Origin of the sequence: Armatimonas sp., from assembly GCF_043757465.1 — a bacterium.
GTDB lineage: Bacteria > Armatimonadota > Armatimonadia > Armatimonadales > Armatimonadaceae > Armatimonas.
The window spans coordinates 17,438-34,733 of the sequence record NZ_JAYVPL010000010.1; the positions used below are offsets into that span (position 1 = coordinate 17,438).

Below are 17,296 nucleotides of genomic sequence, written 5' to 3' on the forward strand. Positions count from 1 at the left end.
GCACTTACGGCGGTTTCGGAAGCCAGCCGAGCAGGCGAATCCCCCAGAGGCCAAGCATCAGAACCACTAGCACACCCGCGCACTGATTGACGAGCTTCGTTGACGGCTGAAGCTTTGGAAAGAAGCGCAGGGCGACGTAGCCGATTAAGAGCATGAAGAAAACGGGGCCGAGCGGGTGGAGCCAGAATGCTCGCCAGAACTCTCCATGGGCACAGCAGACAAGCGAGCGGCTCATGCCGCAGCCGGGGCAGGGGATGTGCGTGAGAACCCGGACGGGGCAAAGGTCGGGGAGACCTAGCAGGGATTTGTTATCGGGGCCGGGTGGGGGAACTAAAAAAAGCGCCAGCAAGAGAAAGGGGGCCGGATGCCAGAGCGTCCAGCCCCCTTTCCACAGCTTAAGTGCGCTTGGCGTAGATCTCATTGAGGTCGTTTTGCTGGAGGAATGGAACTACCATTCCTAAGCCCGCAACAGGCCCCGCACCCAGAGCATCCAGCACCAGATAGAGTCCGCTGTTGTTGCGCGGGGTGATCCCGACCATCTGTTGCATTCGCTCGATCCGCTGGGCCGTGAGAATATCCCACGCATAGCCCCAGAGACTTGCGGTAAAGAATAAAAGGAGCAAGTGGACAACGGGGGGAATACCTCTCTCCCCGGTGAACTCATCCATCTCCTTACTCGTCTGGTAGAGCCAGTAGATATAGTAGAGCCCGCAGGTGAAAAACAAGAGTAGCGCCATCATCAGCAGGTCGCGTCGTGTTCCGTTTCGCATTGAAGAATCGTGCCTCCACTTCCTACGACACGCGACCCGCTGAGTTAGTTGCAGTGCTCCAAGTGTCAGCTACATCGCCTGAGCGTTGCGCGACGCGTCCCAGATTTTATTGAGATTGTCCTGGAACATAAAGATCGTAATGGGACTGAAAACGAACAACAAAACCGTATGCAAGATGGCTTCGTCGCGTGGCGGCAAACCTGCTTTAGCCTGCATCCGAGTGATCTTCTGGGACTGCTTATAGACCCAGTACAGGGAATAGAACGGTACAAAACATAACAACGTATCCACGACAGGAGTCATGTCCTGCTCGCCCGAGTAGTTCTGCGTTTCCTCAGAGACTTTGTAGATCCAGTAGATTCCGTAGATTCCGCACGTGACCAGGCTTAGCAAAATAACCGTGATCGGCTCACGACGCTCTCCAACCATACCCCACCTCCCTTTAGTCTGAGAGCAAGCGGCGCTCTCAGAGGCTGATTCGTGGTGGACTCAGAGAATTCCTCCTCTGCCCAAGAAGCTAGCAGAGGAGGAAGGCGTTCTCTAGCGCAGGTTGTAGAAGCTCTTAAGCCCTTCGTAGACCGCCGACGTTCCCAGCGCCTCTTCGATACGAATGAGCTGGTTGTACTTCGCCACACGGTCCGTGCGGCTGGGAGCGCCCGTCTTGATCTGGCCGCAGTTGGTGGCGACCGCAATATCGGCAATCGTGGTGTCTTCCGTTTCGCCGGAGCGGTGGGAGAGAATGGCGGTGTAACCCGCGCGCTTGGCCATCTCGACAGCTTCCAGTGTCTCGGTGAGAGTACCAATCTGGTTGACCTTCACGAGAATCGAGTTGGCGATTCCCTTCTCAATTCCCTCGGCCAGGCGCGCGGTGTTGGTGACGAAGAGATCGTCGCCCACGAGCTGGACTTTCTTGCCGATGGCCTCGGTGAGCAGCTTCCAGCCCTCCCAATCGTCCTCGGACATGCCGTCCTCAATCGAGATAATCGGGTAGTTGGCGGCAAGATCGGCCCAGAACGCGACCATCTCCTCGCGGGTCTTCCAGAGGTTAGACTTCCAGAAGTAGTAGCTGCCCTCTCGTCCGTTGGCCTTGCCCTCTTCGTAGAGCTCGGTGGTGGCGGGGTCCATGGCGATCTGGATCTGGGCACCCGGCGTGTAGCCCGCTTTATGGATCGCCTCCATGATCACATCGAGCGCTTCCTGGTTGCTCTTGAGATTGGGCGCGTAGCCGCCCTCATCGCCGACTGCCGTGCCGTAGCCCTTGGCCTTGAGCACGGACTTGAGGGCGTGGAAGATCTCAGTGCCCCAGCGCAGCCCCTCGGAGAAGCTGGTCGCGCCAACGGGCATGACCATGAACTCTTGTAGATCCACGGAGTTATCAGCGTGCTTGCCACCGTTGATAATATTCATCATCGGGACGGGAAGCTGCTTGGCATTAGCGCCGCCGATATAGCGCCACAGTGGGGTTTCCAGCGCCTCCGCAGAGGCTTTGGCAGCGGCCAGAGAAACACCTAGAATTGCATTGGCCCCGAACTTGGCCTTGTTGTGCGTGCCATCCAGAGTGAGAAGCAAGCTGTCCAGACCCACCTGATCCGAGGCGTCGAAACCTGAAAGCTCGTGGGAGATTGAGTCATTGACATTGGCGACGGCGTTTAAAACACCCTTGCCTAGATAGACGGACTTGTCGCCATCACGGAGCTCGACAGCTTCGTGTGCGCCGGTGGAGGCTCCCGAGGGAACGGCGGCGCGTCCGACGACACCGCACTCTAAAATAACATCCACTTCAACAGTGGGGTTGCCGCGCGAGTCCAGAATCTGGCGGGCGCGGACTTCTTCGATAAGGGTAAGTTGGCTCATGCTACGAAATTATAGCACGCGCTCGCCTCTTTGCTCAGCGTGCTCCCGCTAGGCGCTCCAAGAAGCCACTGCGGCGAGGCTCTAGAGCAGGTTGTTGTGCGGCTGCGGCGACTCGGGCTGTTTGCTGTGCCTGGAGAAAAACTTGGCGCTGGAGTGCACGCTGACAGAGACTTCCTAGGAACTTCTCCTGGTTGGCACTGATCAATGGATACTCATTGCGAAGGTAGGCGAGCTGCTGTAGGATTTGACGCGGGTCCACCTCGTATTCTTTTTGGAGCTGGCTGAAGGCAGTGCTCATACGGGTCTGGCGGATCGTCTCCGAGGAACGATCGCGGTAGAGCACCTGGAAACAACTGCGAATGGCACCCTGGAGCAGAGTGTCGCGCTCCAGGTTCTGCGCCTCTTGTTGCAGCGCCGCCCAAGCAATGAGGTTCTCCCTTCGTGTTTTTGAGGGACTGTTCTCTGGCAGGGGAAGCGGCTGAATGGCAAGCAGGAGCTGATGGCCCCAGTTAAAGTGGTCCTCACGGAAAAAGAGCTCGACTGTCTGGAAAAATGCATCCATGGCGAGCTGGATTTTATTGGCAGGGATAACATTGAGGAGGCGTAGCGACGTTTCCTCAACACTGGGAGTATCGCCGCTCTGGATATAGACCATCAGGAGCTGGAGTAAGGCAATAAAATCGGCAAAGTTCTCTACCTCATCCATAAAGATTGCCCCCTCTAGCGCATCAATCAGCTCCTCGGTGCGTCCCTGGCTGCGGTAGATGCGTGCGAGAAGGAGCTGGGCATCGTAGTGCGCTTCATTGAGGGCAAGTAGGGCCTTGAGCTCCTGCTCCGCCTCGGGGGCCTTTCCCTGCACTAAGAGACAGCGGGCGAGCTTACAGCGCAGTGCCTCATCGTTAGAAGTGCGCCGCAAAAGCCAGCGGTACTGCCGCTCGGCAAGGGCATAGTCTTTATTGCGCATCAGGAGCTGCGCCATGAACTGACGTGGGCGAGGGAGATCTGGTGCCATGGCGACGGCGCTTTTGAGCAGACCAAGGGCTTTTTGTGGGTCACGCTCTAGGGCACGGGCCGCCTGATCCACAAGGACACGTACCCGTGAGCCATTTTTGCGTGTCTGGTCGTACTCGCCTCGTCGCTGCGGATCTACCAGAGTCTCACGTGCATGGTTGAGCTCCTGGTAGTACTCCGGGTCTTTTTGGGGCTGACAAAGACGGACAAGACGAAAGTAGGCCTGCTGGATCTCCTCAGTCTTCGCCGACTCGGAAATGTCCAGGGTATCGTAGAGGGTTGTTTCATCCGATTTCTCTTCCATGCCTGGCTGTATTATTGGCAAGAAGTGGTCTCGACCTCAGAGCTTAAGTGAGCTCAAAGAGAAGATCGGTGAGTTTGTCTAGGCGCTTGCGTACCTGGTCTTCGTCGTTCTGGATCACGGCTAGCTTGACAAAACCTGCCATCTCTCCAATGCTACTGCCCAGCTCGGGGTTTTCTTGAACTTGCCGCTCCGCCTGCTCGATAAGAGGAAGCGCCAGCTCTGCCAGCGGGGCATTACGCCAGATGTCCTGAGGGATCTCTGTGCCGCCCGCGCCGGGGGCATCCAGGACGAACTTGCCATCAATTTGCACCATCGGGGCGCTGATGTAGCGTGCGGCGACCTCCAGAGTTCCATCTAGGGTGTAGCGGAACTCCACTTGAACGGGCTCGTCTTTGGACTCCACATTCAGTGCCCGGAGTGCTAGCTCGCTAATAATACGATGCTCACGGCAGAGATTCCCTGCGGTAACTGCCTCGTAGATACGGATGGCAATGGGGCCAGTGCCATCGGAGAGGGTCATGTAGTCCCGCTTAGTAATCGCAGGTAGCTTGGCGTCTTTGGGGATCAGCTCGCTGAAGTAGTCCTCGATATACTGCTCAGTACCCACTTGTTTGATCGTCGCCACCCCCAGTCGGTGGGGGGAGACATCTAAAATCATAATGTCTTTTTGCTGCTGCTGGTAGAGATCCTGCTCGATTCCGGCAGCGATCGCAGCGCCCAAAGCCACGGCTTCGTCGGGGTTGAGCGAGCCGGAGTAGAGTGTCTTGCCGGAGGCGAACTCAAGGGCGCGGCGGAACATTGGAATACGGCTGGAGCCACCGATGGGCAAGATGACATCAATCTCTTCCCATTTCAGGCGGGCACGCGCCAGCGCTTCGTTCACCACGGACATGGCGCGCATGAGCATGCTCTCTAGTTGCTCATCGAGCTCATCGCGAGTGACTGTGCACACAAGGCTCTGCGTAGTAATTAAGTTTGGAAGATTGACATCAATGGACTGGGCGAAAGAAAGAGATTTCTTGACAATTTCTGCCTCCTCTTTGATACGCTGCGCCGCCTTGCGGTCCCGCGACGGCGGCGGCATTTTCTTGCCCGTTGTCTCTTTGAACTTATCACGCAGCAGGTTTATCAGAGCTTCATCAATGTCCTTGCCGCCTAGCTTATCATCGCCTACCGACGTGCGGATATCTAAAATTCCCTCGAACATCTCTAGAACCGTCACGTCTAGCGTGCCACCGCCAAAGTCAAATACCAGCACTTTACTCTGGTCCGCTAGATGCCCCAGGCCATAGGAGAGGGCAGCGGCGGTGGGCTCATTGATCAGGCGAATGACCTCTAGACCGGCTGCCTCGGCGGCTTTACGGGTGGCCTCACGGGCGGCGTTCTCAAAGCGTGCGGGTACCGAGATCACGACTTGTTTGACCTCACTGTTGAGTTTTGTTTCTGCGGCTTGCTTGAGGTGCTTGAGAATCTCGGTGCCGATCTCCTCGGGAAAGAAAACTTTCTTTCCCAGCTTGACGGTCTCGCCGGTGCCCATGAGCCGCTTGACTTCCATCGCGGTCCGGTCGTGGTAGGTGACAGCACCGCTCTTGGCAACCGAGCCCACCACGAGCTGGCCATCGGGCAGAAGCTGAACCATGCTGGGAACAATCGTATCGCCGTTGAGATCTGGGATCAGCTCGGGCTCGCCCTCGGCGGTCAGGAAAGCGATCGCGGAGGTAGACGTACCCAGGTCTATGCCAATGATGGGGCCTCTGGTAGGGCTCTTCGTGGGTACGTTCATAAATTCTCTTTGCGTGATTATGTGTTTTTCCGAAGCCTCTCTTTAGGGGCTAGCCTGAGTAAATCACACGCAGACTCTCTTCCAGGGTCGTCATTCCCAGAAGAATCTTCTCCATGGCATCTTCTTTGAGGGAGCGCATTCCGCCCTCGATGGCGGCTTCACGGATCGCGTAGGCGGACGCGTGGGCCAGGATAAGCTCCCGAACTTTATCGGTGATGGGCATCAGCTCGTAGCAGCCGACACGACCTTTGTAGCCCGTGCCCTTGCAGACCTCGCAGCCACGCCCACGGTAAAATGTCACCGGGCTACGCTCCATGTCGTCCAGGTTCATTCCCAGGCGCTTGATGGCTTCTTTAGGGGGTTCGTAGGTGGTCTTGCACTTATCACAGACACGGCGCATCAGGCGCTGGGCCATCACCCCAACCGTGGCGGAGGCAATCAGAAACGGTTCCACACCCATATCCATGAGGCGGGCGACGGCACCCGGGGCATCGTTGGTGTGGAGCGTGGAGAAAACTAAGTGCCCCGTGAGCGCGGCCTCAATGGCGATATTTGCCGTCTCCTGGTCGCGCATCTCTCCCACCATAATAATATCGGGGTCCTGGCGCAGCATGGCTTTCAAGCCCGCCGCAAAGGTCATGTGCGCTTTGTTGTTGACACCCACTTGAGTGATGCCGGAGATCTCGTACTCCACGGGGTCCTCAATGGTAATGATATTCTTCTCGCCGGAGTTGACTTTTGCCAGGCTGGAGTAGAGAGTTGTTGACTTTCCAGAACCTGTTGGTCCGGTGACGAGGATAATGCCGTAGGAGCGCATCAGCATAGACTCGAACATCTCAAAAGTATGAGGAAGTAGGCCGAGTCGGTGCAGACCAATATTAATATTGCTCTTGTCCAGCACGCGCATCACGATCTTCTCACCGTAGACAGCGGGCAGACTGGAGACGCGAAAGTCGTAGTGTTTCCCCTGGACAATCATGGAGATGCGGCCATCCTGGGGTGCACGCTTCTCTGCGATATCCATCTCCGCCATGATCTTAAAGCGACTGACTAGAGCATTTTGCGCGTTCTTAGGAACCTGAAGACCGTCCATTAAGATGCCGTCCACCCGGTAGCGTATACGAATAGACTCCCGCCCGGGCTCAATATGAATATCGGAGGCTTTCTCCTGAACGGCGCGTGAGATCAGTGCATTGGCAAGCCGTATGATCGGAGCGGACTCGGCCTCGGCCTGATCCACTTCGGCGGCGAGGTCTTCCGGGCGCTTTCTATCCAGCTCCACCTCTTCGGTATGGAAGGTCTGGAGGACATTGTTGAGGTTCTGGGCAGCCACCCGGTAGTTGTCATTGATCGCGGCAAGAATATCGTCCTCAGGGGCGATCAGGGGGATTACCTCTTTGCCCGTCATTAGCCGGATCTCGTCGGTGGCGAAGATATCCAAAGGATTCTTCATCGCCATCTTGATCCGGTTACCGATGACCTCCATAGGAATCATCTTGTAGCGACGGGCAAGCTCCTGGGAGACCAGCTGCACTACATCGTCGGGGATAATAATCTCGGTTAGATCCGCGTAGTCCACGCCCCACTGATCACCCAGGGCTTTGACCCGGTCACGTTCGGTAATGAGGCCCATCGAGACAAGAATCTCACCCAGAGGTTGCTTACCTCCAAGCTGTTTTTGCTTGTCTATGGCGTTCTGGAGCTGCTCTGGAGTAAGAAGCCCCTTCTCCACTAGCACGTCGCCAATTCTATTTGTCTGTGTTGCTGTCATAACCTATCTCCTATTATTGGTACTAGACAAACAAAAAAAGAGGTCAGCCACTCATGCATGGCTGACCCCTTTTTAGTCTCTTTCGAGCCTTGGACTTTAGTCTTTGGATAGAGAGCAGGTGATGAAGATCAGCACTTCGCTCTCTTTGATACGTTTGTCGCTGGAGCGGAAGAGCTGCCCTAGAACCGGCAGATCCCCCAGGCCCGGCACCTTGCGCATGTTATCAATCTCTTGCTTTTGCACCAGGCCGCCGATTGCGATCGTCTCCCCGTTCTTCACGCGGATCGTGGTGTCTACGAACCGGGTGGAGATCTGTGGCAGACCTCCCACAAACTGGGTGATGGTGGATATCTCCGGGTGGACGTAGATAGTCATTGTCCCATCGCCGTTGGAGCGCCCCGAGACCTGGAGCCGGATTCCCGCGCTGGCGATACCCGTCTGGATATTCAGACCACCATTCGCGCCGATGGACTGTGAGATGATATAGGGCACTTGGTCGCCAATAAAAGTAACTGCCTGGTTGCCATCAAGGGCGGAGAGAGTAGGGCGTGCCAGAATATTGGCTTTCCCCTTGGTCGCTAGTGCATCAACCTTGGCCGCGACACTTAAGGGGGTGCGGTAGATCGCGCCACCATTAAGATTACGTCCGCCGGGCACGCTGTTGACAGTGGTGTTCTTTTGCCCCCCCGCGTCGTTCTCCCCGATCTGGATGGCTTTTCCCAGATCGTAGGTGAGCCCAAGCTGGCTGACATCGTCTTTATTCACCTCAACCAGGCGGGCTTCGTAGATGAACTGGGGCGGTCGGGTATCGAGCTGGCTGAGCATCTCTTTTGCCCGTTTGACATCTATATCTTTGCCTGTCAGCAGGAGAAGACGGGACTCTACCAGGCCGGGGCCACCCGAGGATGCCCCTGTACTTCCTGTGCCTCCTGCTGCTCCAGCACTCCCTGTCCCCGCGCCACCGCTGCTGCCTGCCTGACTGAACGAACCACCGATGGCACCTAGAGCAGTGGCGATAAAGCGCTGCGAGGGGCCAGGGCGTATGATGAGGTTGGGGACACTCTCCAGCACCAGCCGAGCTGCCTGGGTCGGATCAACGTACTTCATCTCGTAGGTATCATTGACGAAGGCACGCATCTGTTCGGACTTGCGATCCGCATCCCGCTGGGCGATCTCGATCAGGCCATGCTCCATGTCCTCGATGGTGCGGCTAAGCTCCGTGATGATGGAGCGGGTACTTACCACGTAGAGGGAGCCGCCCCGTGGCTTGATGTTGGTCAGGGAGGAGGGACTTGATCCACCTGCACCACCACCACCCGTGGCGATGCGCTCACCCGTGGCGGCCTGTTGTGTCTGCTGCGTATTCTCCTCTGGCTTCTTAGATTCCTCACTAGCCTTGATGAGATGAATCGCCACATTGGGGAATGCTGCCGTCAGCGCGGTCTTGAGCGAGTCGGCATCGGCGTAGAAGAAGGGGATATTTGCTGAGGCCGCCTCTGGGGTCTCGTTGGTGCGCTTCAGAAGCGCGATCTCCTGGCCGGTTCCGACGATAATCGTGTTGCTCCCCTCCATGGTGTAGGAGACTCCCGAGGTGCGGGTGATCCAGTCGAGCGCCTCTCGCAAGAGCACTTTCTGGAGAGAGAGGGTCACTTTCTTGCCAATAATGCTCTGCCCTGAGACCACATTGACTTTCGCCTGGACCGAGATAAGCTTGAGGACATCGGAGAGCTCTGAGCTGACGAAGTCGAGAGAGACCACACGATCCAGTGCATTTTCCTGCACCGCTACTACGACGGCTTTTGGTGTGGCGGTAGTGGGTTTCGGCTCGGCGAGCGTTGGTGTCAGCTCCGTGGGTGCTAGTTTCAGCTCCGTGGGTGCTGGCTTCTCCACCACGGTGGCAACGGGCGTGGTGGCCTTCGGAGCCTTGACGGGGATCACGACCGCTTTTTTCTGGAGGGGAGGAGTGGGGGCGGCAAGCGCGGGAAGAAGCGGCTTGGCAAAGGTTGGCTCGGACATCCGGCTAGAATAGGGGGTGAGCTTCGGACTGCCTGTGGTTGTCGCAACCAGCGGACGTGGACGTGGTGCCAGCGGTAGCACCGAGGCCAGGCTCAGTTGCGGCGCTGTCAATAGTTCATAGCTTGCGAGTGGGGCGGTATCCCGAGGTGCGAACGCAATGCTGGAGGCCACACGGCTCGCTGCCGCCATCAGGGCACGGGTGTCAATCGAGACTCGGGTGCGCTGGTTCCGAACGGAGATACCCGGGAGGGGGTCTCTCTCCGCTTGTAGTGCCAGGGCGATCTTGGGGGGAGCGGCGGCAATGGAGGGCAGATTAACCGGGAGCACCTCACGAGCCGTCAGCTCGCTGGGCTCGATTCCGGGGGCGTAGAGGACAATATCCCAGCGGGTCTTGTCCTCGGAGGCGATGAGCTCGACCTTGAGGCCCTTTCGAAGCTTGCTGCTGTAGTTGGCGACGATCCGTACTTGTTTGCTGGGGCGCATTGAGTACTGACCGTAGCGGACAAAAGCGACTCCGTTTTTTTGGACACTCTTGCTACCCGCTCGCCCTGCCTGCCAGAGGCCTGGAAGGGTAATCGTGGTCACACCGCTCTTGTCCAGGCTCTTTACTTCTGGGGTGAACGACAGTGAGCCTGTGATGGTAATTCTTGTGGCTGCATTTTCGGTAGTGATGGTTACCTCTTTGATATCATTGACCGCGCTTGGTGCCGCATGACTTGGGCTTGGGGACGCGATCATTCCGACGGAAGCAAGTCCGAAGGCTAAGAGATTTTTTTGAGTTTGCACGAGAGTAGCTCCTCTATCTGAATTATCTGATTTGCTCAGTTCACCTTGAAGATGAAGTGGCGTTTTTTGTCGTTAGAATCTATGATTTCCAGCTCGCTGCCGCTATCCGTTCGTCGGATGCTGCGGACAACAAAACCCTGACCGACATCCTCGCCCACGGAGAGCCAGCGGGTTTCGTCTTTGATGCGAACAATGGCAATGCTCTTGCCCTGACCGTTTTCAGAAACCATGATGCCAGTCACCGACAGTGTCGGGGGCTGCGCTGGCTGTGGCGGCGGTAGGACGATATGGGACGTTGAGCCAGGAGATGTCGCCGAACCTCCGCCACGCGGGTCTTCCTCACCGCTGGGTTTAGGAAGCCGGACACTTACCCCAAGAATCTCCCCGAGAGTTTTTGCGCGCGTGTTGGCTTTGTTGGTAGCCACATCCTGCGCCGAGAGGGCCGGAGTGGGGCCGGGTGCCGAGGGGGGTAGTTGCGTCGTCGGTGGAGGTGCCGGGCTCGCACTGGAGGTGATCGTAAACGGATCGCGAACCAGAACCGGCTCGCTGATCTTTTCCAGACGCGTGAGCTCGGTGGTCAGAACATCATCCGTGGTAGGGACACTGCCTCCCCCTGCGGGAGCTGCTCGCGCTGTCTGTTCCTTTGGCGTCGCTTTCGCAGGAGGGCTTGCCGAGGAGGTGCCACCCACGAGGCTGTAGACACCGTAACCAAGGGCACAGACTGATAGGCCGATCAGTGCGATCAGCTTGGGCATATCTTTCTTATCAATGGGCTTCATAAAGTTTTCCTAGCCTCTGCCTGACTATTTCGACTGGGGTGACGGCGGACTCAAGAGCTGATTTTCCATCGCTCGGCGCTCACTGATGGAGCCGACCTTAGTCTCTTGTTTTTTGGAGGCAATAATATCCCCATCGGGAAAGACATAGCCTGTCATGACGATACGCACGGAGAGATCGGGCGAGTTATTTGCCTTGTCCTGACGGGATTGCTCCATGACGGAGTTGACAGTGATGATTTTCTCAAAGCGTGTCAGGCTGTGAATAAATCGCGCGACATTGTTATAAGTGCCGGTTAGATCAATCTCAATGCGGGCCTTGTTATAGGCAGGTGGTAGTGCCAGCTTCTTCCCCTCGGCTTTTTCCTCTTTGCTCAGTGGCTGGGGAGGAGGAACGATCTCGATATTATGGCGCGAGTTGGTGACGATCAGGCTGTAGGATTGAGCACGCTTGGCCATCTGCTGCACCATCGTTGGAATATAATCTCCTGAGGAGACATTCTGTTCAAGAAAGTGCAGCTTGCCATCTACTGCGGCGGCTTCCAGATGCACTTGATCCAGTTGCTTGGCGCTTCGCTCATTGTCGTGGACTTGCTCAAGCTTAGCGGCCACTTCTTTGTCGACACGTGCGATCTCTCCGGACTGCCAGAAGTAGAGCCCGCTCGTAAGAAGCAAGAGCCCCCCTGTAAGTGCCCCCATAATAATGGCGGATTGTTTACCGGGCTGGAAAGAGATATTCCGGAGTCCACCGGCAGTTGGATTAAACACGGCTATTATCTCCTTTGTCCGTCGCCACTTTGGCTGTCTTCTTTGCCTCCACGGTGGGAGGAGGGGTTGCGGGTAGAGAAATAGGCTTGATAGGGGCGTTGATCTGGAAGCCGAAGCGGCCCCCTTTATCCAGTAGGTTGGTGCTGAGAAGCTCGACGCGCTCAAAGAGGGGCTTGCTTTTCAGGTTAAGAGCCACTTGGCCCGCGATCGCTTGTGACGGGGCGGAGCCTGAGAGGCTGACCACAATAGGCTCCCCTTCGGGGGCTCCGATCGTGGTCAGCCAGACATCTTTAGGCAGGGACTGGGCTACTGCCTGGAAGAGCAGTGTCCAGCGTAGTGTGTCAAAGCGTGCTCTTTCCAGGGTCGCGACTTTGGGTTGCTTATCACTGGTTTCTTTTTTCACCCTGTCAATTTCGTCGATAATGGGCCGTACTTTATCCATCCGATGATCGGCGTCCGCGACATCTCCCATTTGCTTGAAACGTGTGGTCATCAGCCAGGAGCCTACCGAGACAAGGATCGCCAGAGAGGCTCCCATCGCATAAAATAGCTGTTTGCTCAGTCGCTCCATGCGCCGTTTTTCGGCACGGCGTTCGGCGATCAGATTGATATTTGGCATGGTGGTGTTGAACCTTTTCTTCCCTAGTTTTTACTGCCGAGCTGTGGCCCTGTGAACTCTTTGAGTGCTAGGCCCAGGGCTGCTGTCAGGCTGGGCCCCTGCTCCTGGAGCCACTCCTCTGCCTCAGGGCTCGTTTCGAGCTGAGAGCTGGCGAAAGGGTCACAGAGCCGGGTGGGGATACCAAGACGAGCGGACATATAGGCTGCTAGGTTGCGGATCTGGGCCGAGCCACCGACGAGCAGGATCTCCGAAAGGTTGGCAGTGACTCCCTCATCCGCGAGCTGTGACTGGAAGTAGTTGATGGAGCGGCGGATCTCGCGCAAGAGCTCATCCATGGTCGTCTGGATAATGCGTGAGAGCTCAATGGACTCCGGCGAGCCTTCCCCGGTAATCAGTGCTCCCATATCCACGTCCTGTTTGCGCAGCTCAGCCTCGCTGTGTTCGATCCGAAGCTGGTTCTTCAGGGCATCGGCAAAAGTATCTCCCGAGATCGGAATAGAGCGGGTGAGAGCGAAATCGGGTCCGGAGAGAATAATCACTTCGGTATGGGCAGCGCCGATATCAACGATAGCCCGCAGGTTCTCATCCGCAAAATCGTCTGGCGCTGTATCAACAATGGCACGGAGGATCGCAAAGGACTCGATATCTACCGCGATTGCCTCTAGGCCCGCTAGCTGTGCCACGGCAACCCGGGACTCGACGAGGTCACGGCTGGTGCCCACGAGCATCACGTCCATCTGCGTGGGGTCGTCGTCGCACGGCCCCAGAATCTCGAAGGAGAGTGCAGCATCCTCGATATTGGTGCTGATGTACTTACCCGCTTCGTAGCGAATAGACTTGGTAAGGGTTGCTGCGTTCATCTTAGGCACACGGATCTGGCGCACGGTCACACTAGGCCCCGAAACCGAGAGAACTGCGGCGTTGGCGGAGATCCCGGCTGCCTCAAGCATCTGGCGTATCGCCATCGCGATAGGCTCACGGCTGATAATCACGCCATCGCGTACGGCCCCTTGTGGAGTCTTCTGCTCTGCCGCTCTAACGACACGAAAGCCTCCCCGGGTAGGTTCGATCTGGACAGCCTTAATCATGGAACTTCCAATGTCGAGCCCGATAACCACTTCTTTTCCGAATAGCGAGGATAGTATAGACACGCGATCAACCTCCCAAAAAACTGCCCGAACTGCGGAACGCGCGAGGGCATACTGGGATTATGGGAAGACTGGCGAGAAACTGTAGAGGAGGTGGGGGGGAGGTTTCATAAATTTCTGGCGATTTTGCGGGGCGGGTTCCCGCGTTCTTAACAGGGCTTTCGTGCTGGAGACACACCGATAACTCAAGTAACCATGACAACGCCGCCCACGATACTCCCTAAGGAGGAAGTTCTCTACCGATTTCCTTACTCCCCTATTGGCTTGGAGCTTCTCCCGGATCATAAGGATATTTTTCGGGTTCGGCTCTGCTGGCTGCGTGGTAAGTCGGGGAGAGCTTTGTTTGAGTCCACCGCATTTCGGCCTCTCGCTGAGGTAACTCTGCGCGGGCAAACTTTCCCGGTTTATTTGAGCCAGCACTCCCGCAAGAAACGAGATCGGATTCTTCTTGGGGGGCGACGCAAGACGGCGACGGCGGCGCGGGCGGCACTGCGGTTTCTGGTGTATGTCGAAGGACGGGGAGACACACTTCTGTGGACCTGGCGTGTTGGTGCCACGGCTCCCGCGCTGGCTGTTGCCCCACTGACGGACACTCCTGATAGCATTCGCTTGTACTTCCCGCTGTCGCCTAGTCTGCAAAAACTTGTTACTCTCTCGACGGGGCGAGGGGGGCAGGCTCTTGCGCTCTGGTCTCAGGAGCTGGTGACCACACTGGTGAGTAAGACTCCGGGTGCTTTTCCCCAGAGCCGTGAGCGCGCCGTTGAGCTTGTTCTCATGGGAGCGAGCCTTGGAGGTGCGGGAGCGACACTGGCCTGGGAGACTCGGATTACTCCAGCACGAAGTGAGGCCGATGTTCATCAGGCGCTCCGCCAGCACGTGGCACAGGTGGCCGATACACAGCAGCTTCCCTTCGCACAGACGGAGCCGTTTCTCTGGGAGCTTTCTTGCGCGGCAGCCGCTGCACTGATGAGTGAGGAGCGGGTGCGTAAACGGGGCGTGGACCGGCTGATCTACACTCTCGGTGAGGATCGCGTGGCGGCTGGTGAGGGGACGGATGCGGCGCTGGCTGCCTGTGCGCTTCTGGGGCACCACTACCTGACGGGCGACGATGCCCTGCGGCGACGTGCGCGGCTTCTGGGGCGCGGTGTCTGCGACTTTCAGGTAGCTCAAGTGGAGAGCCCCCACTGGGGTGCGATCTGGGACACCCAGCGCAGTGAGCGCCGCTTTGAGGACTTTCACGGCGAACCCACGCTCTCCACTACGGTTGCGGCCCGGACCGCGACGGGGCTCCATCTGCTCCATGCACACTTTCAGATCGAGCTACTCTCGCGGACGGCAGTGGCGGCGGCGCAGTGGCTTCTGCTGCGGATGGATAAAGATGGCCTCCTCCAGGGGGAGCGCTTCCATGAGGGGGGGGCTGCCCTACCGCATGTCTCCCCTTGGGCGGTGGGCGAGGCGCTGATTGCACTGGTGGAGACCTTCCGGCGCACGGGCAATGAGGTTTTCTTGAGAGCGGCACTGCGAAGTATTGCTACGATTGAGGAGGGGATGGAGCTGGCGACCCTCTCGCCCGACGTGGCCACTACCGAGCAACTCGCGTCACTGATTGAGGGGATCTTGCTAGTCTCACGGGAGTACGAGAGTGAGCGAATGATCGCTCTTGCTAAAGAAGTGGGAACGCTGCTGCGAACCCGGCGGCTCCCCGATGGGTCTCTGGGCGACCCGCTCCAGCCCGAAGCACTTCTGCGATCCAGTCTAGCTGGGGCACGGGGAGCGCTGGCACTGACGCGTGTGGACACGGATCCCCTCTGGCTGAACCTGGCACTGCGGGCGCTCCGAGTGGCTCGGGAGCATGCGGGCGAGAATCTGGATGCGGTGCCGATTGCCGATCTCAACGCGCTCACCCAGCTCCCTCTGGCACTCCTACTGGCCGTGGGGGCGCTGGGGAGCCACTGCGCGGCGGATCGGGAGAAACTGGCGGTTGTCCGGCAGTGGCAGACCTTCGCACCAGAGCCCGCCGCCTGGGAGTATGTTCAAGTGACAGGTCCCGAGGGGGAGCGCGTGGACTACCTGCCGCTCGTCTGCCCCGCGACACTTCAGGTGCTGGTGCCGGTGATTGCCCCGCCGGGCATAACACATATCCGAATCATCAAGAACAACCGTGAGCCGCTGGTGCGCAATCTCCTCACCGGCGACTTAGACACAAAAGCCGCGCTTCTCCCGCTGGGGGATGGGCGCGAGGCACAGATTGGTGTTTTCCTAGCAGACACTTAGACTGGGCAGACACTGACACGACGAGAGTAACTCGGCTCCGGATTTTCCGGAGCCTCTTTTTTTGTGTACAATAGCCCCAATGCACACAGGAATTCCTTTCGCTGCAGTCGCTGCCGAGTGTGTGGCCTATTTTTCAGCACGTGCCCTACAAACTAGCCCCTCACAGGAAGCGTTCACACAGGGTGCTGCGGTGGCCCAGCAGTGGCAGTTGCTACTGAGCACCCCCTGGCCAGAACGTGAGGCAGTCGAGGCACTCTTCGCGACGATGAACACACACCGCCGCTTTCGCTACTGGAGCGTCCGCTGGCACTACATGGCTGAGGCACTGAATGCCTGGCGCGAGCAGGAGGGGCTGGACGTGGAACCCATTGGAACCGATGCCGACGGCGGCTTGAAAGAGACCTACGCGCAGTTTGGGTATGTTCTAGTGCACACGCTTTTCTCCGAGGAGGAAGTGGCGGCGCTTAAGGTGGAGGCACTGCGGATCGTGGCACAGAAGGGCGACCATGCCGGGGTCTTCGTGGGGCTGGCGGCCAGCAGCCCGGTCTTTGCTGAGGCCATTCGTGACCCTCGCCTCTTAGATGCACTGGAGCCGCTGATCGGCCACGACATTGAGTTTCTCTCGGATAAAGTGGTTTTCAAGTCCGCCACCACTGAGTACGGCTCGCCGTGGCACCAGGACTGGCCGTACTGGAAGGGGGCACATAAAATCTCGGTCTGGGTGGCCCTTGAACCCGCTTCAAAAGAGAACGGCTGTCTGAAGCTGTTGCCTGGAAGTCATAAAACCCTCGCGGAGCACGCGGGGAAAGCTCCGGAAGGGGAAGGCTTCGGCTATAGGCTCGCCGAAGACGCCGTAGACGAAGCACTTGCCGTCAGCGCCCCCTGTGACCCCGGGGATGCCGTTTTTTTTCACGATCTGACGCTGCACGCATCGCACCCGAATGTCAGTGGGCAGGATCGCTACGCCTGGATCATCACGTATCGAAATGCCGCCGAAGAGGACCTCACCTACGACTGGTCGGTCGCCGCCGCCGTGGTGCGCGGGGAGAGAAAAGTGGCAACTCTGCCTCTGCTTACTTCGAGCTAGCTAAAACCAAGAAGATATTTTGCTTTTTTCCAGTAGGGCTGTGGGATAGTTTTCCAGTGCTTGAGCTCGTTGGTCCAGCGCCAGACATCCAGTAGGCGAAGCGAAAGAGAGAGAATCCAGACGAGCATACCCATCGTCAGGGCAATGATCCAAAAGGGCATGGTACTAAAAATAGAGCCGACCGTCATCACTTGCTCTCCTTCTCTCCTTTTTTACCTGGGTAAACCTAGTAGAACTCTAGTTTCCGGTAACTGAGGGGGGGCTCTGTAGACTCACAGGCGCTTCGTAGAGGGGGCGGAGCTAATTTGTTCTACTTTCACGCCCCTGAG

At 57.6% G+C, this 17,296-nt stretch carries 15 protein-coding genes; 2 read left to right on the forward strand and 13 right to left on the reverse strand.

Annotated elements, in window-relative coordinates; translation table 11 throughout:
* Positions 1-4: 4 nt before the first annotated feature.
* The 12 genes from ACH2ED_RS01660 to pilM all read right to left on the reverse strand — a co-directional run bounded on the left by ACH2ED_RS01660 (position 5) and on the right by pilM (position 13,609).
* On the reverse strand, positions 5-421 hold the full coding sequence (locus tag ACH2ED_RS01660) for a DUF2752 domain-containing protein (RefSeq protein WP_395088454.1): 417 nt from the start codon (positions 419-421) through the stop codon (positions 5-7).
* On the reverse strand, positions 396-770 hold the full coding sequence (locus tag ACH2ED_RS01665) for a DUF4234 domain-containing protein (protein ID WP_395088455.1): 375 nt from the start codon (positions 768-770) through the stop codon (positions 396-398). Before ACH2ED_RS01665 ends, ACH2ED_RS01660 begins: the two co-directional genes overlap by 26 nt.
* A gap of 69 nt (positions 771-839) precedes the next feature.
* Positions 840-1,199, reverse strand: coding sequence for a DUF4234 domain-containing protein (locus ACH2ED_RS01670; RefSeq protein WP_395088456.1), 360 nt, complete (start codon positions 1,197-1,199; stop codon positions 840-842).
* Positions 1,200-1,310: 111 nt separating this feature from the next.
* Positions 1,311-2,624, reverse strand: a complete 1,314-nt coding sequence (gene eno, locus ACH2ED_RS01675) for a phosphopyruvate hydratase (RefSeq protein WP_395088457.1) — start codon at positions 2,622-2,624, stop codon at positions 1,311-1,313.
* A gap of 34 nt (positions 2,625-2,658) precedes the next feature.
* Positions 2,659-3,939 (reverse strand): DnaJ domain-containing protein, encoded by a 1,281-nt coding sequence (locus tag ACH2ED_RS01680; protein ID WP_395088458.1) that lies wholly within the window; start codon positions 3,937-3,939, stop codon positions 2,659-2,661.
* 43 nt (positions 3,940-3,982) lie between these two features.
* Positions 3,983-5,722: an Hsp70 family protein gene (locus tag ACH2ED_RS01685; protein ID WP_395088459.1), complete on the reverse strand. Its 1,740-nt coding sequence runs from the start codon at positions 5,720-5,722 to the stop codon at positions 3,983-3,985.
* Positions 5,723-5,771: 49 nt separating this feature from the next.
* Positions 5,772-7,493 carry a GspE/PulE family protein gene (locus ACH2ED_RS01690; RefSeq protein ID WP_395088460.1) on the reverse strand — a complete coding sequence of 574 codons (1,722 nt, stop codon included), beginning with the start codon at positions 7,491-7,493 and terminating at the stop codon, positions 5,772-5,774.
* Positions 7,494-7,589: 96 nt separating this feature from the next.
* A complete protein-coding gene (locus ACH2ED_RS01695) occupies positions 7,590-10,295 on the reverse strand; it encodes a hypothetical protein (RefSeq protein ID WP_395088461.1) in 2,706 nt (901 codons plus the stop codon).
* A gap of 35 nt (positions 10,296-10,330) precedes the next feature.
* Positions 10,331-11,074, reverse strand: coding sequence for a hypothetical protein (locus ACH2ED_RS01700; protein WP_395088462.1), 744 nt, complete (start codon positions 11,072-11,074; stop codon positions 10,331-10,333).
* A gap of 24 nt (positions 11,075-11,098) precedes the next feature.
* Positions 11,099-11,839: a type 4a pilus biogenesis protein PilO gene (gene pilO / locus ACH2ED_RS01705; RefSeq protein WP_395088463.1), complete on the reverse strand. Its 741-nt coding sequence runs from the start codon at positions 11,837-11,839 to the stop codon at positions 11,099-11,101.
* Positions 11,832-12,458 carry a PilN domain-containing protein gene (locus tag ACH2ED_RS01710; protein WP_395088464.1) on the reverse strand — a complete coding sequence of 209 codons (627 nt, stop codon included), beginning with the start codon at positions 12,456-12,458 and terminating at the stop codon, positions 11,832-11,834. The genes pilO and ACH2ED_RS01710 overlap by 8 nt, the downstream gene beginning before the upstream one ends.
* Positions 12,459-12,481: 23 nt before the next feature.
* Positions 12,482-13,609, reverse strand: coding sequence for a type IV pilus assembly protein PilM (pilM, locus tag ACH2ED_RS01715; protein WP_395088465.1), 1,128 nt, complete (start codon positions 13,607-13,609; stop codon positions 12,482-12,484).
* A gap of 192 nt (positions 13,610-13,801) precedes the next feature.
* Here pilM and ACH2ED_RS01720 point away from each other — a divergent pair, with 192 nt between their 5' ends.
* Both ACH2ED_RS01720 and ACH2ED_RS01725 read left to right on the forward strand, forming a co-directional pair.
* Positions 13,802-15,880: a hypothetical protein gene (locus ACH2ED_RS01720; protein WP_395088466.1), complete on the forward strand. Its 2,079-nt coding sequence runs from the start codon at positions 13,802-13,804 to the stop codon at positions 15,878-15,880.
* Positions 15,881-15,959: 79 nt separating this feature from the next.
* The gene (locus tag ACH2ED_RS01725; protein ID WP_395088467.1) at positions 15,960-16,967 is read left to right on the forward strand and encodes a phytanoyl-CoA dioxygenase family protein; all 1,008 of its coding nucleotides are present in this window, start codon (positions 15,960-15,962) and stop codon (positions 16,965-16,967) included.
* On the opposite strand, the gene ACH2ED_RS01730 is transcribed toward ACH2ED_RS01725, so the two are convergent.
* Entirely contained in the window at positions 16,964-17,128 is a 165-nt protein-coding gene (locus tag ACH2ED_RS01730) for a hypothetical protein (RefSeq protein WP_309695766.1), read from the reverse strand. The two genes, ACH2ED_RS01725 and ACH2ED_RS01730, sit on opposite strands and share 4 nt — an antisense overlap.
* Positions 17,129-17,296 lie beyond the last annotated feature (168 nt).

Bases quoted from the DNA above. Each gene is read 5' to 3' on its own strand.
- ACH2ED_RS01660 (WP_395088454.1), bottom strand. From the start codon at position 421: ATGAGATCTACGCCAAGCGCACTTAAGCTGTGGAAAGGGGGCTGGACG.
- ACH2ED_RS01665 (WP_395088455.1), bottom strand. From the start codon at position 770: ATGCGAAACGGAACACGACGCGACCTGCTGATGATGGCGCTACTCTTG.
- ACH2ED_RS01670 (WP_395088456.1), bottom strand. From the start codon at position 1,199: ATGGTTGGAGAGCGTCGTGAGCCGATCACGGTTATTTTGCTAAGCCTG.
- eno (WP_395088457.1), bottom strand. From the start codon at position 2,624: ATGAGCCAACTTACCCTTATCGAAGAAGTCCGCGCCCGCCAGATTCTG.
- ACH2ED_RS01680 (WP_395088458.1), bottom strand. From the start codon at position 3,939: ATGGAAGAGAAATCGGATGAAACAACCCTCTACGATACCCTGGACATT.
- ACH2ED_RS01685 (WP_395088459.1), bottom strand. From the start codon at position 5,722: ATGAACGTACCCACGAAGAGCCCTACCAGAGGCCCCATCATTGGCATA.
- ACH2ED_RS01690 (WP_395088460.1), bottom strand. From the start codon at position 7,493: ATGACAGCAACACAGACAAATAGAATTGGCGACGTGCTAGTGGAGAAG.
- ACH2ED_RS01700 (WP_395088462.1), bottom strand. From the start codon at position 11,074: ATGAAGCCCATTGATAAGAAAGATATGCCCAAGCTGATCGCACTGATC.
- ACH2ED_RS01710 (WP_395088464.1), bottom strand. From the start codon at position 12,458: ATGCCAAATATCAATCTGATCGCCGAACGCCGTGCCGAAAAACGGCGC.
- ACH2ED_RS01720 (WP_395088466.1), top strand. From the start codon at position 13,802: ATGACAACGCCGCCCACGATACTCCCTAAGGAGGAAGTTCTCTACCGA.
- ACH2ED_RS01725 (WP_395088467.1), top strand. From the start codon at position 15,960: ATGCACACAGGAATTCCTTTCGCTGCAGTCGCTGCCGAGTGTGTGGCC.
- ACH2ED_RS01730 (WP_309695766.1), bottom strand. From the start codon at position 17,128: ATGCCCTTTTGGATCATTGCCCTGACGATGGGTATGCTCGTCTGGATT.